Source organism: Kordiimonas aquimaris (assembly GCF_025574485.1).
Lineage (GTDB): Bacteria > Pseudomonadota > Alphaproteobacteria > Sphingomonadales > Kordiimonadaceae > Kordiimonas > Kordiimonas aquimaris.
Genome location: NZ_JAOBPO010000001.1, coordinates 498,785 through 523,488, shown reverse-complemented (window position 1 = coordinate 523,488; position 24,704 = coordinate 498,785). Strand labels below are relative to the sequence as shown.

General features: G+C 48.3%; 20 protein-coding genes, 1 tRNA gene and 1 pseudogene. 12 read left to right on the top strand and 10 right to left on the bottom strand.

All coding sequences use genetic code 11. The features are described 5' to 3' along the window. Nucleotides 1-52 precede the first annotated feature (52 nt). The 5 genes from acnA (at nucleotide 53) to OEU88_RS02495 (ending at nucleotide 7,911) form a co-directional block, all read left to right on the top strand. The gene (gene acnA / locus OEU88_RS02515; protein ID WP_262693523.1) at nucleotides 53-2,743 is read left to right on the top strand and encodes an aconitate hydratase AcnA; all 2,691 of its coding nucleotides are present in this window, start codon (nucleotides 53-55) and stop codon (nucleotides 2,741-2,743) included. Nucleotides 2,744-2,939: 196 nt separating this feature from the next. Continuing rightward, entirely contained in the window at nucleotides 2,940-3,677 is a 738-nt protein-coding gene (locus OEU88_RS02510) for a DUF1223 domain-containing protein (protein ID WP_262693522.1), read from the top strand. A 180-nt stretch (nucleotides 3,678-3,857) separates the two neighbouring features. Beyond that, entirely contained in the window at nucleotides 3,858-5,429 is a 1,572-nt protein-coding gene (locus OEU88_RS02505; protein ID WP_262693521.1) for a DEAD/DEAH box helicase, read from the top strand. Nucleotides 5,430-5,568: 139 nt separating this feature from the next. Then, nucleotides 5,569-6,804, top strand: coding sequence for an NHL repeat-containing protein (locus OEU88_RS02500; protein ID WP_262693520.1), 1,236 nt, complete (start codon nucleotides 5,569-5,571; stop codon nucleotides 6,802-6,804). Nucleotides 6,805-6,909: 105 nt separating this feature from the next. Continuing rightward, nucleotides 6,910-7,911, top strand: coding sequence for a threonine ammonia-lyase (locus OEU88_RS02495; RefSeq protein ID WP_262693519.1), 1,002 nt, complete (start codon nucleotides 6,910-6,912; stop codon nucleotides 7,909-7,911). Nucleotides 7,912-7,921: 10 nt separating this feature from the next. Here the strand turns inward: OEU88_RS02495 and OEU88_RS02490 are convergent, their stop codons facing one another. The 5 genes from OEU88_RS02490 to OEU88_RS02470 all read right to left on the bottom strand — a co-directional run bounded on the left by OEU88_RS02490 (nucleotide 7,922) and on the right by OEU88_RS02470 (nucleotide 15,967). Beyond that, nucleotides 7,922-8,212 carry a hypothetical protein gene (locus OEU88_RS02490; RefSeq protein WP_262693518.1) on the bottom strand — a complete coding sequence of 97 codons (291 nt, stop codon included), beginning with the start codon at nucleotides 8,210-8,212 and terminating at the stop codon, nucleotides 7,922-7,924. Beyond that, nucleotides 8,209-9,255: a tRNA epoxyqueuosine(34) reductase QueG gene (queG, locus tag OEU88_RS02485; protein WP_262693517.1), complete on the bottom strand. Its 1,047-nt coding sequence runs from the start codon at nucleotides 9,253-9,255 to the stop codon at nucleotides 8,209-8,211. The genes OEU88_RS02490 and queG overlap by 4 nt, the downstream gene beginning before the upstream one ends. 1 nt (nucleotide 9,256) lies before the next feature. Then, nucleotides 9,257-9,925: a glutathione S-transferase family protein gene (locus OEU88_RS02480; RefSeq protein WP_262693516.1), complete on the bottom strand. Its 669-nt coding sequence runs from the start codon at nucleotides 9,923-9,925 to the stop codon at nucleotides 9,257-9,259. 64 nt (nucleotides 9,926-9,989) lie between these two features. Continuing rightward, a complete protein-coding gene (gltB, locus tag OEU88_RS02475) occupies nucleotides 9,990-14,504 on the bottom strand; it encodes a glutamate synthase large subunit (protein ID WP_262693515.1) in 4,515 nt (1,504 codons plus the stop codon). A gap of 23 nt (nucleotides 14,505-14,527) precedes the next feature. Further along, nucleotides 14,528-15,967 (bottom strand): NAD(P)-dependent oxidoreductase, encoded by a 1,440-nt coding sequence (locus OEU88_RS02470; protein WP_262693514.1) that lies wholly within the window; start codon nucleotides 15,965-15,967, stop codon nucleotides 14,528-14,530. A gap of 405 nt (nucleotides 15,968-16,372) precedes the next feature. On the opposite strand from OEU88_RS02470, the gene OEU88_RS02465 reads away from it, so the two are divergent. From OEU88_RS02465 to OEU88_RS02455, 3 genes are all read left to right on the top strand, one after another. Further along, on the top strand, nucleotides 16,373-17,194 hold the full coding sequence (locus tag OEU88_RS02465; protein ID WP_262694177.1) for an undecaprenyl-diphosphate phosphatase: 822 nt from the start codon (nucleotides 16,373-16,375) through the stop codon (nucleotides 17,192-17,194). Between the two features lie 84 nt (nucleotides 17,195-17,278). Then, nucleotides 17,279-17,366, top strand: a tRNA-Leu gene (locus tag OEU88_RS02460). A 138-nt stretch (nucleotides 17,367-17,504) separates the two neighbouring features. Further along, nucleotides 17,505-18,785 carry a retropepsin-like domain-containing protein gene (locus OEU88_RS02455; RefSeq protein WP_262693513.1) on the top strand — a complete coding sequence of 427 codons (1,281 nt, stop codon included), beginning with the start codon at nucleotides 17,505-17,507 and terminating at the stop codon, nucleotides 18,783-18,785. Nucleotides 18,786-18,989: 204 nt separating this feature from the next. Here OEU88_RS02455 and OEU88_RS02450 read toward each other — a convergent pair. From OEU88_RS02450 to OEU88_RS02440, 3 genes and pseudogenes are all read right to left on the bottom strand, one after another. After that, nucleotides 18,990-19,217, bottom strand: a pseudogene (locus tag OEU88_RS02450) (CDGSH iron-sulfur domain-containing protein); the annotation flags it as partial. An 11-nt stretch (nucleotides 19,218-19,228) separates the two neighbouring features. Further along, a complete protein-coding gene (locus OEU88_RS02445; protein WP_262693511.1) occupies nucleotides 19,229-19,834 on the bottom strand; it encodes a cytochrome P460 family protein in 606 nt (201 codons plus the stop codon). A 270-nt stretch (nucleotides 19,835-20,104) separates the two neighbouring features. Beyond that, complete coding sequence (locus tag OEU88_RS02440; protein ID WP_262693510.1) at nucleotides 20,105-20,467, bottom strand: nuclear transport factor 2 family protein; 363 nt, start codon at nucleotides 20,465-20,467, stop codon at nucleotides 20,105-20,107. 165 nt (nucleotides 20,468-20,632) lie between these two features. On the opposite strand from OEU88_RS02440, the gene OEU88_RS02435 reads away from it, so the two are divergent. Next, nucleotides 20,633-20,905 carry a hypothetical protein gene (locus OEU88_RS02435; protein ID WP_262693509.1) on the top strand — a complete coding sequence of 91 codons (273 nt, stop codon included), beginning with the start codon at nucleotides 20,633-20,635 and terminating at the stop codon, nucleotides 20,903-20,905. Between the two features lie 21 nt (nucleotides 20,906-20,926). Here OEU88_RS02435 and OEU88_RS02430 read toward each other — a convergent pair whose 3' ends face one another. Both OEU88_RS02430 and OEU88_RS02425 read right to left on the bottom strand, forming a co-directional pair. Next, nucleotides 20,927-21,601: a hypothetical protein gene (locus OEU88_RS02430; RefSeq protein WP_262693508.1), complete on the bottom strand. Its 675-nt coding sequence runs from the start codon at nucleotides 21,599-21,601 to the stop codon at nucleotides 20,927-20,929. A 29-nt stretch (nucleotides 21,602-21,630) separates the two neighbouring features. Beyond that, nucleotides 21,631-22,443, bottom strand: a complete 813-nt coding sequence (locus tag OEU88_RS02425; RefSeq protein WP_262693507.1) for a thioesterase family protein — start codon at nucleotides 22,441-22,443, stop codon at nucleotides 21,631-21,633. 173 nt (nucleotides 22,444-22,616) lie between these two features. Between OEU88_RS02425 and OEU88_RS02420 the strand changes: the two genes are divergently transcribed. The 3 genes from OEU88_RS02420 to OEU88_RS02410 are packed head-to-tail and all read left to right on the top strand — an operon-like array spanning nucleotide 22,617 to nucleotide 24,550. Next, a complete protein-coding gene (locus OEU88_RS02420) occupies nucleotides 22,617-23,228 on the top strand; it encodes a ribonuclease D (RefSeq protein ID WP_262693506.1) in 612 nt (203 codons plus the stop codon). A gap of 27 nt (nucleotides 23,229-23,255) precedes the next feature. Beyond that, entirely contained in the window at nucleotides 23,256-23,933 is a 678-nt protein-coding gene (gene lptC, locus OEU88_RS02415) for an LPS export ABC transporter periplasmic protein LptC (RefSeq protein WP_262693505.1), read from the top strand. A gap of 44 nt (nucleotides 23,934-23,977) precedes the next feature. Next, a complete protein-coding gene (locus OEU88_RS02410) occupies nucleotides 23,978-24,550 on the top strand; it encodes an LptA/OstA family protein (protein WP_262693504.1) in 573 nt (190 codons plus the stop codon). The last annotated feature ends 154 nt before the right edge of the window (nucleotides 24,551-24,704 follow it).

Sequence of the window (24,704 nt, the reverse complement as noted above, 5' to 3'; positions counted from 1 at the left end):
GCAACGGCACGTGCTTGTATTTTTAAACCTTTGATATGGAGGCCTTAACCACATGGCAACTGTTGGACAAGATACGCTAAAAACACGCCGCACCATGACTGTTGGCGCTAAAGATTACGATTATTTTAGCCTTAAAGCGGCGGCAGAAAAAATTGGCGATGTGTCGCGCCTGCCATACACCCTGAAGGTGTTGCTGGAAAACTTGCTTCGTAATGAAGACGGTATTGCAGTGAAAACCGAAGACGTACAAGCCCTTGCTGACTGGCAAAAAGAACAACGCAGCAGCCACGAAATTGCCTATAGTCCAGCGCGTGTATTGATGCAGGATTTCACCGGTGTTCCAGCAGTTGTGGACCTTGCTGCCATGCGTGATGCAATGGCTAAAATGGGCGGTGACCCTGAGCTCATTAACCCGCTTGCACAGTGTGACCTCGTGATTGACCATTCAGTAATGGTCGACAAGTTTGGTACTAAGTTTGCCTTCAAACAAAACGTTGATCTTGAGATGCAACGTAACGCTGAACGTTACGAATTCTTGAAATGGGGCCAAAATAGCCTGAATAATTTCAATGCTGTGCCCCCAGGAACCGGTATCTGTCACCAGGTAAACCTCGAGTATATCGCCAAAACCGTTTGGACTGAAGAAATCAATGGCCGCACGTTAGCACTACCAGATACATGCGTTGGCACCGACAGCCATACCACAATGATCAACGGCCTTGCTGTTCTTGGTTGGGGTGTTGGGGGCATTGAAGCTGAAGCCGCCATGCTTGGTCAGCCTGTATCCATGCTAATTCCTGAAGTTGTCGGGTTCAAATTAACCGGTAAGCTTAACGAAGGCATTACAGCCACTGACCTTGTACTGCGCGTTGTTGAGATGCTGCGTGAACTAGGTGTTGTAGGTAAGTTTGTTGAATTCTTCGGCAACGGCCTTGATGAGCTGACGCTTGCTGATCAGGCAACCATTGCCAACATGGCCCCAGAGTACGGCGCTACATGCGGTTTCTTCCCCATTTCACAGCAAACGCTTGATTATCTCTCGTTCACAGGTCGCGATGAACAAGAAGTTGCACTCGTTGAATCCTATGCAAAAGAGCAAGGTATGTGGCGCGCGCCGAACAGCCCAGACCCTGTTTACACCAAAACACTAGAACTGGACATTTCAACGGTTAAAGCTGCACTTGCTGGCCCAAGTCGTCCACAGGACCGCGTTGACCTGGACAATGCAAAGAACGCATTCATTAATGACGTGCTCGAAAATGCCGGTAAAAAAGATGACTTGAAAGAGTATGCTGTCGAAGGTGGGAATTACACACTGACCCACGGTGACATCGGCATCGCTGCGATTACAAGCTGTACAAACACATCAAACCCCGGCGTTCTGATTGCCGCAGGTCTTATTGCCAAAAAAGCAAACGAACTTGGCCTGAAAACACAGCCATGGGTCAAAACCTCGCTGGCACCTGGTAGCCAAGTAGTAACCGACTATCTGGACCGCGCTGGCCTTACAGAGCATCTTGATGCCCTTGGTTTTAACTTGGTTGGGTATGGCTGTACGACATGTATCGGCAACTCAGGCCCGCTTGCACCGCCAATTTCCAAAACCATCAATGACAATGGCCTTGTTTGCGCCAGTGTTTTGTCTGGCAACCGCAACTTTGAAGGCCGCGTAAGCCAAGACCTTAAAGCATCTTATCTTGCATCGCCGCCACTGGTTGTTGCATACGCGCTGGCTGGCTCAATGAAAATTGACATCACAAGCGAGCCCTTGGGTCAGGATACAAACGGCAACGATATTTTCTTAAAAGACCTGTGGCCATCAAATCAGGAAATTCATGACGCAATCAATATCAGCCTTAGCCGTGAGATGTTTATTGAGCGCTATGCAAATGTGTTTGAAGGCACACCTGAATGGCAGGCCGTTCCTGTAACCGAAGGCAAAACATATGCATGGAGCGCAAACAGCACCTACATACAACACCCTCCTTACTTCGAAGGGATGAGTACAGAAATCGCTGACACTGAAAACGTCACGGGCGCACGCCCACTTGCGCTGTTGGGCGACAGTATCACAACAGATCACATCTCACCTGCTGGCAACATTAAAGCTGACAGCCCTGCAGGCGAATACCTGCAAAGTAAAGGGGTCGCTCGCGCTGACTTCAATTCATACGGTTCGCGCCGTGGCAACCATGAAGTCATGATGCGCGGTACATTCGCAAATGTGCGATTGCGCAATCTGATGGCGCCCGGCACAGAAGGTGGCTGGACAACACATCAACCATCCGGTGAAGTGATGAGTATCTATGACGCTTCAATGAAGTATCAGGAAGCCGGCATTCCACTCGTTGTTGTTGGCGGCAAAGAGTACGGCACTGGTTCTTCACGCGACTGGGCAGCAAAAGGTACAATTCTGCTAGGTGTCAAAGCTGTTTTGGTTGAAAGTTTTGAGCGTATTCATCGCTCCAACCTGGTTGGCATGGGTGTGTTACCACTACAGTTCAAGGAGGGTGACAGCCGTGAAAGCCTTGGGCTTGTAGGTACAGAGATGTTTGATATCACCGGTGTCGATGGAACGATCACACCGCGTCAAGACGTAAATGTCAAAGTGACTTACGCTGATGGTACAACCAAGGAAATTACTGTTCTTTGCCGTATCGACACTGAAAACGAAGTGGATTATTTCCGCAATGGCGGCATTCTGCACTATGTGCTGCGCCGCCTTGCATCATCAGCGACATAGTTTTCACGGAACAATAGTTAAACGGCGGTCAAGTGGCCGCCTTTTAACTAAAAACAAACACAGGCGCTTTGTCCCTGAACACTTGAAATCTTGTCTTATTAATGCAGCATGTCACTTCTTGTTTGATGAATGATACAACAGGCTCACACAGAGGTGATTGGCAAGTTACAACGGTTTTTTCTAAATTTGAAACATGATGAAAAAGTTATTTAGTATTATAGTTGTTTTGGTGACAGGCTCCCTTGGTGCACAAGCTCAAGGTGATAGCCGTCTGACTGTTGTTGAATTGTTCACAAGTCAAGGCTGCTCAAGTTGCCCGCCTGCTGACGCAGTGCTGAAATCACTACGTGATCGCCCTGGCATGCTTACCCTTTCATGGCCTGTTGACTACTGGGACCGCCTTGGCTGGGAAGATACATTCGCTCACCCACACAATTCAATGCGGCAGGCAGCATACAACAAACGCTTTGGTCGCGGTGGTGTCTTTACGCCGCAAATGGTATTTGACGGCAGGTTCCAAAGTGTTGGCTCTCGCAATGAACGCGTACGGCGTGGCATTGAACTAGCCTTGCATCAGGACCGCAATGACATCCGCCCGATTATGACCATCAATGATAAAAAACTGACCGTAACACTACCAAGATCAGACATTGACGAGACAGTAACTGTTCGGGCCGTCTGGTATCTTAGTGATGCGACAGTTGAGATTGGCGAAGGTGAAAACCGCGGACGCACCTTGCATTACACAAATGTAGTTCGCGATTCAGATATGCTGGAAGACTGGAACGGTGAAGCCATCAGTTATACTTTTGATATTTCAAAAGGTATTGAATTAGGTGCAGATAATTTCGCGCTGCTTCTGCAAGAAGGTTATTATCACGGCCCTATCGTTGGTGCTGGCTCTATCGCTCTTAGCAATGCAAGCGGACGCTAATAGGTAAGCCGACCTCCTGACGTCAACACCAGATTTCTTGACTTTACTCATATAAACACGCAAAAGGCCCGCTGCGTTAACGGTGTTTCTAATATTCACGCACCGTGATGTGGCCATAGATGCCACGCCAAATTTCCGCACGATGTCGTGCAACCATGAAATTATCCGCATGCATATAGTATGCAGGTATCCGAACGGTTAGGAAACATTTGGGACGCGCCGGAAAGTCCGGCAAGCAACCCGGGTGTCACTCAAAGTGCCAAGTCACACCTCAACCGATACGGAATTGATATGTCTGATTTCTCGCTCCTCGGCTTAAGTGCCCCGATGAAACGTGCGCTAGAGCACCAAAACTTTACAAAACCAACACCCATTCAAGAAGAAACAATTCCGACACTTCTAACTGGTCGCGACCTTATCGGTGTTGCACAAACAGGCAGTGGAAAAACAGCAGCGTTTGTTATCCCACTTCTGGAAAAACTAGCCATGTTTACCGAACGCGCGAAACCACACATGCCGCGCGCAGTTATTCTTGCACCAACGCGCGAACTGGCAATCCAGACCACGGATCGCATCAAAGAACTGTCAACAGGCATGAAAGCAAGTGTCTGCACAATATACGGCGGCGCGCCGTATCGCACCCAAACATTCATTCTGCGCCGCGGTGTAGATATCCTTGTGGCAACACCTGGCCGCCTGCTGGATCATCTAAAGCAAGGCAATGTATTTCTTGATGATGTGGATTACTTTGTTCTGGACGAAGCTGACCGTATGTTGGATTTGGGGTTTGTGGATGACGTTCGTAAAATCAATGCAAAGCTGATCAAAGAACATCAGTCAGTCATGTTTTCCGCAACACTAAGTGATGCGATTAAGTCTTTGATGGGAGCACTTCTTCAAGAACCCGCGCTTGTTGAAGTTGCTCGCGAAGCAACCGTCGCAGACAATTTAGCGCATGCTGTCCTGCATGTTCCCGGGCATTTGAAGAAAGAACTGCTGCAGCACTTAATCGAAACAGAAAGCCCGGAAAAGTCGATCGTATTTGTACGCACGCGGCGCGATGCAGACGAAATCGGATTATATTTATCCAAATGCGGCTACATGGCAGAAGCCATTCACGGAGACAAACCACAAAAAATCCGGCAGCGGATCATTAACGGCTTTCGAAGCGACAAGTTTGATTTTCTGGTTGCAACGGATGTTGCCGCACGTGGTATCGACGTAAAAGACATTACACATATCTTTAACTTTGATGTGCCGGTTGAAGCTGAAAGTTATGTCCACCGCATTGGCCGCACGGCTCGCGGCGGCGCAAGCGGACAAGCTTTTACTTTTTGCGGTAAAAACGAAGGCCGTTTGTTACGTGCCATCGAAGATTTGCTCGGTTACGAAATTGATGTGATGCATGATCACCCGTTCCGGTTAATCATGAAGAAAAAAGCATCGGTAAACCCAAAGAAACGCCCAGCCGTTGCTGCGCGCAAGGCTAAATCGACCAAACCCAAAAAGGCCAAAGGCAAACGTGCCGCAATGTTCGGAGATCAACCGAAAAAAGCAGGCCCGAAGAAGGTAAGCAAGAACAAAGGCAAACGTACAACAGATACAAAGGGACCAGACGCCAGGCCCACACGTGGAAAGTCTTCGTCAAGCCGCACCGGCAAACCAACAAAAGGTGGAGCTTCTTCACGGCCAAACAAGTCAGGCAAACCAATGCGCAAAACAGGCGGCAATCAACCCCTAAAGCGACGGTAATTCAGGTTTCGGTAACATTTTGGCTGTTCACAGTCTCAACTCATCGCACATGCATTGGCACCGAGCCATTCATGATTAAACGTTTGGTCTTATGAAACACTTTATTTTTTGTATAACCCTCATCCTCAGCGCGCCTACTGTGGCTGCACAAACTACTGTTCATGAGACAGACGCCGCTTTCCTCCGATCACAGGAAATGCGCGCCGAAGCCATTAAAGCCTTTAGAGCTGGTAACCTTGACACTGCGCTTGAAGCAATGCTTCAGGCACTCAAGGAAAGACCAACAAACACGGCACTGTTGAGCAATGCCATATTTTTAGCCGCTGAAACCAATGATATAGACACGGCTCACGCGCTAACGCTGCGTTTCACAAAACTCGGCGTAAACCCCGGCGGCGCTATACAGGAAAAGCTCAAAGAAAAACTGACCACACAAAACTGGGAAACTTTGAATAAAAAATTCATAGAAAATGCTGCACGAACAGGTGTCACAACTGAAGTAGTAAGCATACCAACCCATCATAAATTGGTTGAAGGTATCGCGGCAGATGGCAGTGGTAACATGTTCTTCAGTACAGTGGTTTCAGGCGAGCTGCTGAAAGCTGATACGACGGGCAACATTTCTGTTCTTTTTGATGGCACAAAGGATGATCTTGGCAGTTTTTTTGGTATTGCCTACGACAAAACGTCTCAAGCTTTATTCGCTACGTTCGCTTCAATTGCACAAACACCCGCCCAACACAGCGAGAACAAAGACACCGGTGTTGTAAAAATTGACCCTTTATCAGGTAAACTACTAAAAAAATGGACACTTCCCGGTGGTTCGGAAGGTCAACAGGTTGCGGATATAACAATAACCAATACAGGTAGCGTTTTTGTCGCTGATGCGGCTGGTAGCAAAATTTACAACATTGAAGGTGACACACTTCAAGCAATACCCACAACGGCGCAGTTTATGAATCCGCAAGGCATTATTGCACTTAACGACACAGAAATTTTGATGGCCGACTATGGCCGTGGCTTATGGAAAGTCAATGCTAACACGGGTGCGGCAACATTGTATGGTGTGCCGGACAACGCCACACTAATAGGTATTGACGGCCTGTTTTCACATGAGGGTAAAATCATTGCCATACAGAACGGTACATCACCTCAGCGCATGATCGAAATTCAATTGAATAATGACAGTGATACAGTCTCAAGCGTCACAACACTGGCACAAAGCTTACCGGTTTTTGATGAGCCTACGCTTGGTATGAGCACTCTAAACGGCATTATGTTTGTTGCATCCAGCCAGTGGCCAAAATTCGACAAAGGCGGTGTGCTTCGTGAAGGCGCCACATTAGCTGATACAATTATCCTCCGTTTGCAATAAGTGAACTTTCACTAACTTACCGACCAATATTTATTGCCTTGCCAGTTTTCCTTGGTGAGCTTTATGCTTTGCCGTATGGGCAATCGAAAATAGCGGGGCAATACTATGGCTGAAAACAATACATATGACCTAAAATATCCAGACTTGGCGGCTTTTCATGCTCACGCAAAAACATTAAGGCAGCACTTGCGCCTTACGCCTACCCAAACGTGGGAAAGTCCAACAAAAGATGCGCTGGTTGGTACTGAATGTCATCCTGTTCTCAAGCTTGAACTGTTTCAGAAAGCCGGTTCTTTTAAAGCGCGTGGTGCACTTACTGAAGTCTCATTTATGAGCGCAGAAGACAAAGCGCGCGGTATTGTTGCCGGTACAGGCGGCAATCACGGTGTTGCGGTTGCGCTCGCGGCCAAAACATACGGCGTAGACGCAAAAGTGATTGTTCCCAAAACAATCAACCCCATGCGCCTGCAGGCTATAAAAGACCTTGGTGGTGATGTTATGCAGGTAGAAAGCATAACAGATGTGCTGGACATGATGCTTGAGGTTGCGAAAAGCGAAGGCCGCACGATCGTTCACCCATTCGAGGGTGAAAACATTACTCTCGGTACAGGCACACTCGGCGCCGAATTTATGGAGCAAGTCCCGGATCTGGATGTTGTAATCGTTCCAATTGGTGGTGGCGGTTTAGCGTCCGGTGTTGCTTGCGCTGTAAAACAGGCAAATCCGAACTGCACCGTTTACGGTGTTGAACCGGTAGGCGCCAACTCAATGGCGATAGCCTTTAAAACCGGCAAAACCGGCATTTTGGAAGGTGGCCCTAAAAGTATCGCCGACTCGCTATCTGCGCCGTATTCAGCGCCGTATAGTTACGCCGTTTGCCGCAAGTTCATTGATGACATTGTACTGATAGAAGACGATGAAATGCGCCGTGCCATGAAGATACTGTTTGAAGACCTCAAACTGGCTGTTGAACCTGCTGGCGCAGCGACTACGGCTGCCTTAATTGGCCCATTGCGTGATAAATGCGCGAATAAAAAAGTAGGCCTGATTATATGCGGTGCCAATATCGGAACCGGCACATTTTTTGATCTGATAAAGGATATTTAACAGGCCTTCATTAATCTGGTGGTGATATAAAATCATATAAATCAGGGAACAATATGCGCTCATAAGCAGCAACATACGCTGCATATCCTGAACGATAGAAAAAGGGCACCAACGTCTCAATTGTACGCTCGCTACCATCCGGAAAAGCCACCGCGATATACCGCCAACCATTACCTTTGGGTGCATCATTAACAGATACAACCGTAACCTCGATTACAGCACTCGGTGTAGTTGGCATACGGTAGTCCAGCCATCCCAGAAGCACTGTTACTGACACAACAAAAATCAACACCTTTCTCACTGCAGCGCCTTCAACTCGCCTGCAGCCCAGTCAGCTGCCTCAGCCACAACAGGGTTGGGGTCCGTGCGCAAACCTTCAACCAAAGACCGCAAACTAGGGTCATCAGAATTCCCTGCTGCCGTTAAAACATTGCGGATAAACCGATCGCGTCCAATCCGTTTAATTGGGCTACCGGAAAAAACCTGCCTGAAAGCCGCATCGTCCAAACCAAGTAAATCAGACAAGGGCGGCGCATCAAGTTCCACGCGCGCATGAAAAGCAGCTTCGCTTGCTGCTTGAGCAAACTTGTTCCACGGACATGCTGCCAGGCAGTCATCACACCCATAAATGCGGTTGCCCATTGCCTTGCGGAACTCTTGCGGTATTGGACCTTTGTTTTCGATGGTCAGATAAGAAATACAGCGCCTTGCATCAATCTGATAGGGTGCTGGAAATGCATCCGTTGGGCACGCATCTATGCAGGCGTGGCAGCTACCACACTGGTCAGTATGGGGTTCATCTAGTGGTAATTCCATATCGGTATAGATGGCACCCAGAAACAGCCAGCTTCCGTATTCACGCGAGACCATGTTGGTATGTTTCCCCTGCCACCCAAGGCCTGCACGGGCTGCCAGCGGTTTTTCAGGTACCGGTGCCGTGTCGACAAACACCTTTAGTTCACAATCCCATTCAGCAACCATAAAGCGCGCCAATGCCTTAAGTCGCTTCTTGACTAAATCATGGTAATCCTTACCGCGCGCATAAACCGAGATGTTGCCACAACTTGTTGCGCCTAATAGTTTGCGCGGATCATCTTTGGGGCCGTAATTCATGCCAAGCATGACGACAGACTGCGCTTCAGGCCACAGGTTTTGTGGGTTTTCTCTGTGATGCAATCGCTCATTCAGCCACGCCATCGAACCATGATGACCTTTGGAAATAAAATGTCGCATACCATCAGCAATATCACTACTCAGTGCCGCGCTGGTAATGCCAAATTGGTCAAAGCCCAGCTCTTTCGCAGCAACTTCCAGTCGCATACGAATGTCAAGCTGATCAGGCATGTCAAAAATCCAGATCTTGGTAATGGGCAGGCGGCCGCAAACCAGTGATGCGGTCCTCCAGCAAGGCACGAATAGACCGGCGCGACTTCACGCGAACGTACCACTCCTTAACTTGCGGCCAATCCTCAAAGTGAATATCACCGAAATAATCAATCACCGATATATGCGCTGCTGCTGCTGCGTCAGCCATTGTAAACTGTGCACCTGCCAAATAGTGGCGGCGTTCAGTGAGATGGGAAATATATTTCAGGTGCGTTTTCAGGTTATGAGACGCACAGCGAATAGCTTCAGAATCAGGCTCACCGATACCAAGAAAGCGCTTGAATAATTTCTCGGACACAACATGCCGCGATACTTCACTACCCAGTTTGGTGTGAAACCAGCCAACAAGACGCCGCGCTTCATACCGGGCGTCAGCATCACCGATGAGCAAAGGCGGCTCAGGCACAATTTCCTCAATATATTCAGCAATCGCCATAACACCTGAATAGGTATTACCGTCATCCATCACCAGAACAGGAACCTCACCAGCAGGGTTAAGAGCCAAAAAAGCAGGTCGGCGCTCCCATTCTTTTTCCAAACGCAACGTAAAATCAATGCGCTTCTCGAGAAGAAGCACACGAACGAAACGCGCAGCCGGGCTAAGCCAATGGTGATACAAAATAGGCATACCTTCCTCATACCCCATGAAGGAAGAACCGCCAATCATCTATGTGCGTTGATTACATATTTTTCTATGCCGATAAGGCGGTTTCACCTTCAATCAGCGGCTCCTGAACAGGAAAGTCGAGCCGGTTAATCATTTCTTTTGGTACCACCTGCCAAAAGTCACCGCGTTTAGCATCCCAGTTAGCAAGTAAACTGCCAGCCCAGCGCGAATCGGTTTCAGCATAATGTTCTTCAATCAAGACTTTCAGCACTGTTTCCCAGTGCGCATTCTCCAAACGATTATAAAGAACGGTTTCTTCGTTAACGCTATTTTCAAAACTCTTTTCCTCATCAAAGACAAAAGCCATGCCGCCTGTCATACCAGCACCGAAATTATCGCCAACAGCACCGAGAATAACCGCTGTACCACCTGTCATATACTCGCATCCATTAGCACCGCAGCCTTCTACAACAACATTTGCACCAGAGTTTCTCACTGCAAATCTTTCTCCCGCTTGGCCCGCCGCGAACAGTTTGCCCGATGTTGCACCGTACAACACTGTGTTTCCGATAATGGTGTTATCGTGAGAGCTAAAAGAAGCACGATTAGACGGCCTGACCACAATGGTGCCACCAGACAATCCTTTGCCTACATAATCGTTAGCATCGCCAGACACTTCAAGCTTGAGGCCTTGAACAGCAAACGCACCGAGTGACTGACCGGCAGAACCACGCAGTCTTACTGTCACGTGATTAGGATTAAGCCCAGTCATGCCAAATTTATGCGTTATCTCGCTCGAAAAACGTGTCCCTATTGCACGCAGTGTGTTGCGAACAGAATATGTGAGCTGCATTTTTTCGCCGCGAGAAAAAACAGCGCGCGCATCGTTTAACATCTGCGCATCCAGCGTATCTGGCACAGGGTTACGCCCCTCAATGGTACATACTGATCTATAGTTGCGGCCCGCCACCTGCACCAGCAATGGATTTAGATCCAAATCATCCAGGTGTGCGGCACCTCTACTGACCTGATGCAACAAGTCGGTTCGGCCGATGATATCTTCCAGTTTTTCAACACCGAGCTCAGATAGGATTTCCCGCGTTTCTTCAGCAATAAAGCTAAATAAATTCACCACTTTTTCAGGTGAACCATCAAACTTGGCACGTAGCGCTTCATCTTGTGTGCACACACCAACAGGGCATGTGTTTGAGTGGCACTGTCGCACCATAATACAGCCCATAGCAACGAGTGCAGCTGTCCCAACACCGTATTCTTCAGCACCAAGCATCGCGGCGATAACAACATCACGGCCGGTTTTGATGCCGCCGTCTGTGCGCAGCACAACCCGGTGTCGTAGGTTGTTAAGCGTCAGCACCTGATTAACTTCAGCGAGGCCAATTTCCCACGGTGTACCAGCATATTTGATACTGGTTTGCGGGCTCGCACCTGTTCCCCCAGAATGCCCAGAAATCAGGATAACATCTGCATGCGCCTTTGCTACACCTGCGGCAATAGTGCCAATACCTGCACTTGAAACCAGCTTTACACATACTTTAGCGCGCGGGTTTATCTGCTTGAGGTCATATATGAGCTGCGCCAAATCCTCGATAGAATAAATATCATGATGCGGTGGCGGCGAAATGAGCGTAACGCCCGGTGTTGAATGGCGAAGCTTGGCAATCATATCCGTGACCTTAAAGCCCGGCAATTGTCCACCTTCCCCTGGTTTTGCACCTTGTGCGACCTTGATCTCTAGTTCATCACATGCATTCAAATATTCGGCGGTAACGCCGAAACGCCCTGACGCAATTTGTTTGATGGGACTATTGGCATTATCACCGTTTTCAAACGGTGTGTAGCGACGCTTGTCTTCACCGCCCTCACCCGAGACGGATTTGGCGCCGATACGGTTCATCGCAATTGCCAGTGTTTCATGTGCTTCTTTTGACAAAGCACCAAGAGACATGCCCGGTGTAATGAACCGCTTGCGGAGCTCAGTTATTGATTCGACAGTATCAAGCGGCACAGCTTCATCAGGTCGCTTGAAATCCAGTAAATCACGCAGATTCACAGGTGGCATGCTTGCAAGCCCACGTGAATAATTCAGGTATTTTGCATAGTTGTCACTGCCAACCGCACTTTGGAGCAGATGAATAAGCTGACCATCATGACTGTGCACCTCTCCGCCTATGCGGAAACGATACAGGCCACCAATCGGAAGGCTTGGGCTTGTTTGATTGTACGCTCGGTTATGTTGCTCAATAATTTTCTGCTGCACGCCGGATAAGCCAATACCCGATATTTTAGTGGGCATGCCGGGGAAAAATTCAGCAACTAATGCACGAGAAAGCCCCAGCGCTTCAAAATTGTTACCGCCGCGGTAACTAGACACAACGGATATACCCATCTTGGACATGATTTTTAACAAGCCTTGATCGATGGCTTCAATCGCGCGGTTAATACATGTGGTCAGATCATAGTTGCCAAACAGTCCTTTGGTATGACGTTCCGCAATTGTATCTTGCGCCAAATATGCATTTACCGTCGTTGCACCTGCACCAATTAGAACCGCAAAATAATGTGGGTCCAGACATTCAGCAGCACGTACATTAAGGCTGGTAAAAGTACGCAAGCCCTGATTTACCAGATGTGTATGCAACCCACCTGTCGCCAGAATCATTGGGATTGGCGCTCGTTTTTCGCTAATGTTTTCGTCTGACAAAAATATGTGGCCGCGCCCTTCGCGCACAGCGTCTTCCGCTTTACGGCGAATACGTTGCAGAGCAGCCCTCAATGCATTTTTTCCGCCATCAGCCTCAAATGTGCAGTCAATCACTTCAGCTTGGTCATCAAAATGCTGGATGAGCGTGGACCATTCCCGGTTCGAAATCACCGGGCTGTCGAGCACAATCGCACCTGATTGTGTATGCCCTTCATCAAGCACGTTAGCAAAATTGCCAAAACGCGTTTTCAGGCTCATTACGCGGTGTTCACGCAAGCTATCGATAGGCGGATTTGTTACCTGACTAAAGTTTTGCCGGAAATAGTGTGACAGATTGCGATACTGGGACGATAATACAGCAAGCGGGGTGTCATCACCCATCGAGCCAATCGCCTCTTTACCGGTCATGACTTGTGGCTGCAGAATAAGCTCAAGGTCTTCGTGCGTAAGGCCTGCCATTACCTGGCGTGTACGCAGTTCATCGCTTTTATAAGTAGAGCCTTCCGGACCCTTGTAACCCGGAAGTTCATCAATTGATTTGATGTCATCTACCCATTCTTCAAACGGCTGCGAGGACGACAGGCGATCCTTGATCTCGCGGTCATGATAAAAACGACCTTCTTTAAGGTCGAGAGCAATCATCTGCCCCGGTCCAAGCCGTCCTTTTTCTCGCACTGTATCTTCATCGACAACAACCATGCCTGTTTCAGAGCCAACAAGCAGGAAACCATCATTCGTGACTGTATAGCGCATGGGTCGCAGTCCGTTTCGGTCCAGACCAGCTACAACCCAGCGTCCATCGCATGCCGCAAGAGCGGCAGGACCGTCCCATGGTTCCATAACAGAATTGGTGTAAGCATACATGGCGCGGTGAGCCGCTGGCATTGTTGGTTTGTTGGACCATGCTTCAGGCACAAGCAGGGTCTTCACCATAGGCGCAGAGCGTCCGGCGCGCACCATCACTTCAAATACAGAGTCAAGTGCGGCAGAGTCAGAGGCACCCTTCGGTATTACGGGCTTTATGTCCTCGGAGTTTTCACCAAACGCAATAGACGCCATACGGATTTGGTGGCTTTTCATCCAGTTGGTATTGCCGCGAATAGTGTTGATCTCCCCGTTGTGGGCAATCATGCGGAAAGGCTGTGCCAGCCACCACTGCGGAAAAGTGTTCGTTGAATACCGTTGATGGTAAAGCGCAAAAGACGAGATAAATTTCTCATCCTGCAAATCAGGATAAAATGTTGCCAACTGCTCAGCCAGAAACAATCCCTTATATATTACAGATCGGCAGGAAAGTGAGCACACATAAAACCCCGGCACTTGCGCTTGAATGGCTGCACGTTCAATCCGGCGACGAATGATATATAGCTCGCGCTCGAACGTGTCTTCATCCACACCTTTCGAGTTTTCGATCATAATCTGTTCAATCTCGGGACGTGTAGCTTCTGCTTTTTCACCAATAACCGACACATCAACCGGCACTTGTCGCCAGCCATAAATTGTATAGCCAAAATTCAGAATTTCAGTTTCAACAATCGTGCGGCATGTTTCCTGTGCCGCCAAATCAACACGCGGTAAAAACGCCATACCAATGGCTAACCGGCCTTCGCTCAACTCGTGCCCTGTGGCGCTGACATGCTCCTTAAAAAATTCCTGCGGTATCTCAAGGTTGATCCCCGCGCCGTCACCGGTTTTGCCGTCAGCATCAACTGCGCCGCGGTGCCATATAGCCTTCAGTGCTTCAATGCCGCGCAATACAACGTCGCGACTTGGCCTGCCATCAATCGCGGCAACAAGACCAACGCCGCATGCATCGCGTTCTTCACTTGGGTCATACAGTCCTTGCGGGCCTGGAATATGATTGTTGAAACGGTTCATCAAAGTATCCTCGGCTTTCATACTTATGCTGCCACTTCTTGTTTTTTAGTTTGGCTTGCAGTGAGCCGCTTCATGATCGCATTCGCAGCATCCCGCCCGTCCCGTATCGCCCACACAACAAGCGATGCACCGCGTACGATATCACCAGCCGCAAAAACACCATCAAGGTTGGTCATCATGCTCTGGTGGTCAACGGTTACAGTACCCCAACGGCTAACACGCAGCTCAGGCGCTCCAAACAAAGCTGGCAGGTTTTCTGGCTCAAAACCAAGTGCTAAAATCGCCAGATCACATTCAAGGGTAAACGCACTGTCAGGCACAGGCTCCGGTGCTTGTCGCCCGGTTACATCTGCGGCCCCAAGCCTCATTTTGTAAGCCCTCACCGTTTTGACAGTGTTATCACCATCAAACGCTTCAGGGCCCGAAAGCCAAACAAATTCCACGCCTTCTTCTTCTGCGTTTTTCACCTCACGCGCAGAGCCGGGCATGTTATCCCTGTCCCGGCGATACAAGCATTTTACAGACTTCGCGCCTTGACGAACGGCAGTGCGCACACAGTCCATCGCCGTATCACCACCGCCAACAACAACCACATGCTTACCATTTGCGTCTAGGCTACCGTCATCAAACTCAGGGACTTTATCGCCAAAACCTTTTCGGTTGGACGCCACCAGATAATCCAGCGCCTCACGCACATTGCCAAGGCCTACACCTGGTATTTTAAGGCCGCGCGAACGATACACGCCTGTAGCAATTAGAATGGCGTCGTGCTTTTCCCGCAGGTCAGACAAGCTGGCATCACGGCCAACTTCAAAATCCATATGGAATGTAATACCGGATTGCTCAAGGCGACCAGTGCGCCGACCAACTACATCTTTTTCCAGCTTGAAACCTGGAATACCATAAACCAACAAGCCACCAGCACGGTCATAACGGTCATATATATGAACCTGAAACCCGGCAGTGCGCAGCTCTTCTGCCGCTGCCAGACCAGCAGGGCCAGCACCAATAATGCCGACACTCTCACTGCGTTCAGCACGTGGCTTGATAGGTTTTATCCAACCGTTATCCCACGCAGTGTCAGCGATGTATTTTTCAACGCTGCCTATTGTTACAGAACTGAAATCTTTCTCGATCACGCAGTTGCCTTCACATAGACGATCTTGCGGGCAGATGCGGCCGCAGATTTCAGGCATATTGTTCGTTGACGCCGCCATCTCGTAGGCGTCTTCAAGACGACCTTCTGCCGTTAAGCGCAACCAGTCAGGGATATTGTTACCGAGCGGACAATGAATGTGACAGAAAGGTACACCGCATTGACTACAACGACTGGACTGTTCCTTAGCGGCATCAGGTACATATTCCGCATATATCTCGGAAAAATCCAACCGGCGATCAGCAGCGACACGCTTACTTGGCATTTCCTGCTCAATAGATACAAACTTCAACAAATCATCGGCCATTTTTTGCCCTTTAATCAGTATCAAACGTCCAATCCAATCAAGTTGACAGAAAACCTGCCGCCCTAAATGCTATTTTATTTACAATTGAACGTAATATTAATGCGTATACTCAAATTTATGCGCATTATATGTTCAAAAAATAAAATAAACCAGCCTAAAATACTAAATAAGTCAATATATATGACCTATATTTTAATTGATATTGAAGAAATAGTAGTAATGAAGGTGATTTCAATATATTTTTAGTACCAAAATTGTACCATTTTGGATTTTCTATATTGAAAATGACCTGAAATACAAGATGCGTGGATGCGAATCGACAAAAATGTGTGGCGTTAGTGCGCACAGCCGCTACACATAATAAACATGTACTTTACGCAACCAAGGGGACACACCGTGGCGTTTATGCACCTTCTCGCGCTGGCACTCGTGCAAGGCATCACAGAATTTCTACCTATCAGCTCCTCTGGGCATCTGATTCTTGTGCCTGTACTAACCGGCTGGCCCGACCAAGGACTGTTGATGGATGTGGCGGTGCATGTTGGCACGCTGGCTGCTGTGCTATTATATTTTTGGCGAGATACACGCGGCATTGCGCTGGCAGCATTTGGCAGTGTCGGTATTGCACCTGCACGGCGAGCAATTGAAGGCACAAACTACACAACTATGTTCTGGTGTCTGGTGATCGCAACTATTCCAATGGTGATTGTTGGCGGTCTTATGGTCGCAACAGACGCCAACGATGCCCTGCGCACACCAGAGGTAATCGCAAGCACATCGATCATATTTGGCATACTGCTATATTGGGCCGATAAGCGCGGCGCGACTACCAAAACACTGGACAGCCTCGCCATAAAGCCTGCACTTATCATGGGCTTTGCACAAATACTTGCGCTTATCCCCGGTACCAGCCGATCAGGTGTGACTATGACGGCTGCGCGGGCACTTGGCTTTTCCCGCACGGAAGCAGCGCGCTTTTCCATGCTGATGTCCATCCCTGCCATTTTGGCATCAGGAACAGCCGTCACCATCAAAGCGATTGAGGAAGCAAACACTGCACTGGCAGGTGATGCCGCCATTGGCGCGCTGCTGTCATTTGTGTCAGCCTTGCTGGCAATTCATTTTCTGATGCGCTGGCTCACGCGCGCAAACATGACTGTTTTTGTGGTGTACCGCGTAGTGTTGGGTGTGGCCCTATTTGGCTTGATCGGCGCTGGCATTATTTAACTTTATACGCGAACGGGTCACTATCGTTACGACGCTTGACAGGCAAAGGGCGGCGCGCTAAATCCCGATACCCAATTCTAGTGTGCCCTGATGGCGGAATTGGTAGACGCGCTAGCTTCAGGTGCTAGTGTCCTTTATGGACGTGGAAGTTCGAGTCTTCTTCAGGGCACCACCATATCTCTGCACTTTAGTTTAAGTGCCCTTTATTTCTTATACCCACATTACCATATCTTTATATCAACTGAACGCTGTGTGCATGCAAGGCAACGCCAGAGCGTTAGCTGGTTGTGACAAAAAGGGGGAGTGAGCAATGCACATGAAAGCCATCGTTCTTTCAATCTTACTTGGGCTTTGGGGCGGTGAAATTGCTTATGCAAAAGAACCCAAAATCACTGACGCAGACCTAAAAGCCGCGCGCTTAGATGAAAACCCCGTAACATTAAAAAAACTCTTGGAAAGTGCTGATGATTATTCGGCTGAACATCTTCTTTCGCAGGCCTTCTTTAACAGCAGAACACAGTCGGGTGAAAACAGAGTATTCAAACTTGAGCAATGGATCGAAGATCACCCTACCGCACCGCTAAGTATGCGTATTTTTGCACATCAGCAACTTGGGCAAAGTTACTTTGCTCAAACCAAATATGCAAAAGCAGCATTGGCACTACAAACATCGATTGACCTGGCGCCAACTGAAGCAACACAGGAGATGAGAGACGCAACTGAATTGGCAAAGATAGCCGCCAGCACACCGCCCATTCAGCGCGTTGGTGAAATCGGCACTGTTGTTACGATACGAACAGACATAGCAAATCAAAAGCGAACAAATATTGAAATTGCCGGTAACGACATCCCTATGATTGTCGACACCGGCGCAGAGATATCTGTGATAGCAGAAAGTCAGGCACTTAAAGCAGAAATGAAATTCCTTGATGGCTCTGTGTCTGTTGGCACTGTTACTGAAGATGTATCTGGTAAACTTGCCTTGGCAAGCACCATAAACATTGGGACAATGCGTTTTAAGAATGTGCTGTTTCTTGTTCTACCGGATAAGCAACTTACGTTTGCTGATGGCGCTTATTTTGTCGATGGCATTATAGGCTTGCCTGTGTTTACGGCGGCTGGACGCATTGGCTGGAGGAACAGCGCTCAGGAACTTCTTCTCGGAACACAAGTTACATTACAAGAGGAACAAACGGGTAATACCTTGTGGCACAAAGGCGGCATGGCAATACAGGTGGCATACAACGACAAAGCATTTCCTGCATTTCTGGACTCTGGCGCGTCTAAAAGCTCACTCACCATGCTCTTTATGGAACATCTGAACAGCAGTGAACATGCAAACCTTGAATCGTTCGATCGCACGATAACAGGCGTTGGCGGGGCCATTCAGTCACAAGCAACAAGATTGCCCCAACTAACCCTGAAGGTTGCAAACAAGCCTGTCACATTTAAAGACATCGTGATTGCAAATGAAAAGCTGGATGAAGCAGCAGCGGATATTGCCATACTAGGCTCAGATATGCTGATGGCCACACAGTCTTTCACGATAGATTTTGGCAGCATGACATACCAGGTCACTCTGGAGCCGTAGGCAAATTCTTATAAATGTTGCCCTTACGCTGCTGATGTTTTTCGCGCCTGCGAGAAGGCAACACACGCCGAGACCAGCACCTGCAATGGCACCGTAAACATCTGCCGCATAAAAGGCGGCGAGCACACTAAGCGTATAGGCTCAGGTACATGCAATGCGATAGTGTTCTTTACTATTTTAAATTACACCCGATTAAATGCTGTTATGCGTACCATCACAAAACGGTACATTCCCGGTTTTCTTACACATACAAAGGTATGCGGTGCCTGTTTTCTCAGCAGTAAATTTATGAGGCATAAAATCGCTGCCTTTATGTGAACCATCACAAAAAGGTTGTGTTTTAGACTTGCCGCATGTGCAGAAAAAGTAGGTTTTACCTTCAACTAACTCTGTTGCTAGTGGCTTCGTGTCGGCAATCACTGGCTCTGGCATATCTTACCTCGTTATTTCTTTAAAACAGGGTATGCGTTTGTATAAATAAAATCGGTCTCACGTGCTGGCTCATGGCACGCTAGACAATCTGATTTATAGTCTGTTGATATTGTCTTATTGGGAGTTTTGCCCTCAAAGAAAGACCAGCCCCAGCCTTCACCCCACAATGGGTTATCCGGAAACCTGTTTTTATCATCCTTCACCATGACAAAGTAACCAACAAGGTCTTTTGCACGTGTTGCTTCGCCTGTTGTTAGAAACTCTGTCTCGCCTGTAAATAGCTCTTTAACAATCACTGTTTCGTCCGGGAACGCACCAGTTTCACGGTATGCGGTCACAGCGTTTTTTGGTGCATAAACAATGTGAAGACCAATTTCACCGCCCGTGTCGGCATCACCCGCAACCGACCAGGAGCCCATTAAAACATAATCTGTCCTGAAGTTTTCAGGTACGCGTATATGCCCTTCAGCAGACACAGCCTCACCAGCAAAGCTTTTGTTGCTTTCACTCAGCACTTTGTCACCGAAAGTGACAGTAAAAACAACTGCAGCGAGGATAAACATTAAACCATTCAAGGCTAGCTTTTGAAACGTTGTCATGTCTTCAGTTTTGTTCATACTTTTTGTTCGCAACTTAACTTGCAAACCCTCCAACTAGCGGTTTCAACTTATTATCCAGCGACCCGTGCACCTTTTATAAAACTCCAGGTAGAACACCGTTCCCAAACCCTAGAGGCGGCTTGATAAGTTGCTTCAATCTTTTGATTAATTTTTACGTGGCATTAATGCCTTGCATCCTACGAAAAGCGTGCACGATGACAATGATCAGCCGTCCGACTTTTTTGTCTATTCAGCCGATTAAGGGAACTAATGAAGGATTGGTTAGCTTTATGTTTTAGCTTGGCGCGCAAACTTGATTGACTGGATCAGCCCGTTTTTCACTTCATAGATAGCAATGATGTCCACCGCGCCACCAGGCAACCCGGTTACAGTTTCATAGTCAATAGCGAAATCGCCGAGGTCCATGCGGTTGTGCACCTCACAGTGCAAGTCCGGGTTATCGCCGAAGCGTGCACAGTAAAAATCGCGAATATTATTATGGCCTTTCACGCTCACTTCACCGGTTGAAAGGTCTGCAAGCACGGCACCTTCGGCGATCAATGCCATAAAAGCATCAATATCATGTGCGTTATACGCAACCAGTTGACGGTCAGCTATTTCACGCGGTGCTGGTGTGTTATTTTCGACCATTTGTGCTCACTAAATTTCATGATTGCATCGTGTATAAACACTGAATACTGTATTTATATGATTAAGAAATGCCCAAAGTGCAAAAATTCTACCGATGTTAAAATCAGCAAGCTTATTAACACCAACGCTACACTAACATGCCCGCACTGCTTCACTACGTTGCATATGAATACCAAAGCTGACCTGACTGAACTAGGTTTTGTGCTGTTGGGCTTTTATTTTATGGGTAAGTATCTTTTTAGCAGTATAGAAATAGGAATTGTTCTCTCTATTGGTGCCTCAATTCTATACAAATTTGCTGCTGTGCTTTTCTTCCAACCTAAAATCGAAACAAAAGAACCAACTATAACTATTGAGCCTGCGGTTGAACCTGAAGTAACGGCCAATAATTTAAAACCTAACTATGGTCGAAAAAAGAATTCTTCTTATTCAAAATAACGAAATGAATGTTTCTTGCCACTATTGCGATGCTTTTCGCGCCTGCGAGAAGGCAAACACAAGCATAACAAGCCAACACACGCCGAGACCAGCACCGGCAATGGCACCGTAAACATCTGCCGCATAAAAGGCGGCGAGCACACTAAGCGCGCCTATACTTGTGAGCGTACCCAGCACTTTCCAAAGCAGGCCTGTTTGGCTTTTGAACATGTAAAACCCGGCGGCTGCACCCACCACCATAAGCGACAAGAACTTTGTCCATACGGGGTATGCTAGCAAATGCAGGTTTTGAGCAGCTTCAAGGTTTGCTGTCAGCCCCAACAGGATGTTGTTTTCCACCACATCAGCGAGCGCGGACAGTACGGCAATGGCAACAAAAACAGACCACATTTTCTGGCCCGTTTGCGTGCGCACTGCCAAGAAGAAGGTAGCAAGAAAGGCGCCGTATGCTGCCATAAACGGGAAATCCCAATAATTCCCCGCGTCCATCGCTGCAATACGCGCAGGGCGCGCAGGGTCATCCAGTGTACCGAAAACAGCGATCAGGTCTTCAACAGACTGTGCCATCTCGAAGGCATAAACCGGCGCGCCGTATCCGGGCGCATAACCTGCACCTTCAGCAGGAAAAATGGGAAAAATAACGGCAGACAAAACAATGACCAAAAGGCCAAAGGCCACACATATTTTCCAGCTCATTTGCATTCCCCTGTTGCTTGTTTTTCTAGCTACTCGAAATACACCATACACTGACGGGAAACAGCAACAAGGGTACCGTCTTCGTCAAAGATGCTGCCTGTTTGCTGTGAGTACCCGCTTGCAGCAGCATCCAGCTCAAACTCAAGAAAGAACCATTCGCTCAAAACTTCTTCTGGTGGCACAAGAAATTCGAGCGACCAGGACAGTGAACTTGCCATGGCCGGTTTACTATAATGGCTGAGCACGATCGGCGGCGGCATATCCGCAATTGCAATAATTTTGGCGGCCGGAAATGCGCTCATGTCGCATTTGTGGCGCACCCACATAGATGTTGTGCGGTCCATACTGCCTGTCATCGGGATAGCGCCACCCGTCCAGTGGATATCAAAGTTACCCAGAAAGCTCGGCAATGGCCGCGTGTTATTACCGAGAGCAGGCACACTGTTACGCGGCTTCAATTCTTTTGGTGCATTGGGTTTTACCACCACACCTGGACGACTGCCGCCAAACGCTGCACTTGCAGCACAGTAAACCGCACCATCTTCGCTCACAACATCCGCGCGGGTTTGCACCACAGAACGACCTTCGCGCAGCACAGATGCATGTACATTCAGTGTGCCATCAGAAGCTGGCGCTACAAAATTCACCATCAGGGAGCGAAGAGGGCGTGGATTTTCTACAGCCAAGGCCATGGCGTCCGCCGCGAGTGCCGCCACAAGCCCCCCGTATAAAGCACGGCCCTGTGTCCATCCAGCCGGAACTTGTGCAGACTTGCCACCTGCATCATGTAGGCTTTGCATAATCTTTAGCATATCATTATTGCTTGCCGCGTTTTCAGCCATCGTTTGCCCTTCATTCGCCCATGTGATTTTTCCCACATTGTTACCTAGCGTATTTACAGCGCTTGCCAAGACTTCAAAATTGCATGGGCAGGATACATCGTTGTTTCAACGTCACCTTTATTCTGCCATAAGGCTTGTTATAATGGTGCAAATCGATAGTTGAGGCGAGACATATGGCAATATATTTTCATGAAGGCGACCTACCTGATAATCTGTCTTTTACTGGTAGTGTAGCGGTAGACAGCGAAACCATGGGTTTGAACCCGCACCGCGACCGCCTTTGTGTTGTCCAGCTTTCTGCCGGTGACGGCGACGCCCATCTGGTGCGCTTCAAAAAAGGGGCATACGACGCACCCAACTTGAAAGCCCTGATGACAAATCCTGATGTGGTAAAGATATTCCATTTTGCACGGTTCGATGTTGCCGTGATGAAACAATATCTAGGCGTGCAAACCGCACCGATTTACTGCACCAAAATTGCCTCCAAACTGGTACGCACATACACAGACAGGCACGGCCTGAAAGATCTGTGTGCGGAGCTGGCAGGTGTAACACTTGATAAACAACAGCAATCCAGTGATTGGGGTGCAGACGAAATTTCAGAAGCACAGATGTCATATGCTGCATCGGATGTATTGTATCTGCACAAACTGAAAAACAAGCTGGATATGATGCTTGAACGTGAAGGCCGTACCATGATCGCAGAAGCCGCATTTGCATTTCTTGCCACACGTGCCGATATGGATTTGGCTGGCTTTTACGAAATGGATATTTTCTCACACTAGAGAAAGCCGAGAAGAGAGACAGGCGACGTGAATAAAGCGGTTAAAGATCACTACACCAGCCCGGAGCAAGCCCGCGCACTTGCGCTTGCAAACCTGCGGCCGGAAAACACGTCTCAACATATTTCACAGTGGGATGCATTCATTCGCTTCATGCAGATTTTTTTGCCTGTTGGGGCTGTTATTCTCGGCCTTGTGACAGCAGGTTGGCCTTTGTTGAATGACACAGAAGTAAGCTTTACATTGTCTCAGGATGATGTGGCGCGTTCAGATGATATCATTCGCATGACAAATATGCGCTATGTCGGCACTGACACCAAGGACCGCCTGTTTCGTATTCACGCCACCGCAGGTGAACAAGACAACCCCAATGCACCACGTGTGCGTCTGTCCAACATTGACGCCGAAATGGAACTTGGACCAAACAATCCAGCAACCGTGACAGCCCGCACTGGTATATACCGCACAAAAGACAACAGCCTTTCGCTAGTTGGCGGTGTAAACCTTGCCACCGGAAACGGGTATTCCCTCGAAATGGCAGGCGCTGAGGTTGATCTGAAAACACGCACAGCAACAGGTCAGGGCGCTGTCAAAGGACAGTCTGAACTAGGTGAGTTGACAGCAGCGCGCATGGCATTAAATGTTGAAGCGAAAGAAGCCGTTTTTGACGGCGGCGTCAACGTACATATAGTACCTAAAAGACCATAGTATAAATTAACATTGCTCATGTACGGCAACTCAGAGGACAAGCGATGACACAGAAAGTGCAAAAAATACAGACGATAGGCGCGCAACCATTGAGGCGTATTTTTGCTGTCTTCTCTATCGCCTTGGCCTTTAATACAACCGCAGTGGCACAGTCTATTCTGAAAGACCATGATACGCGTCAACCGCTTGATATTTCCGCTGAACGGCTTGAGATGCAGCAAAAACAAGGGCGTGCTATTTTTAGTGGTGCTGTGCAAGTCACTCAGGGCAAGCTACTGCTAAGGTCAGACACCATTACAGTGTTCTACAAACTTGATTCCGGCGACACAAACCCCGCCATTTCCCGGTTGGACGCACAAGGAAAGTTCAGCGTAACCTCTGAAACTGAGACGCTTACTGGCGATTGGGGTATTTACGATGTTGATCGCCAACTAATCACTGTTGGCGGTGATGTAAGCTTTGACCAGGGCGGCTCTGAGCTGAAAGGCTCAAGACTGGAGTTTGATTTAGTAAGCGGCCTTGCAAAACTTGATGGTCAGGATGCTGGCGGTGCAAATGGGCGGGTCCGCGGCAGCTTCTCTGTTCCTGCCAAACCTGATGATGGCACAGACAAGTAAGCGAACCTCACTCTGAAGCTCACCAATCGGATAAAATAGTATAAACAATCATTTATCTGCTCACAATTGCCTTAAAATGTACCCTTTTCACTGGCACAGACGTGTTGTTCATGATTTATTGACATTTGGTATGCACAAATTAAGCCAATAACGA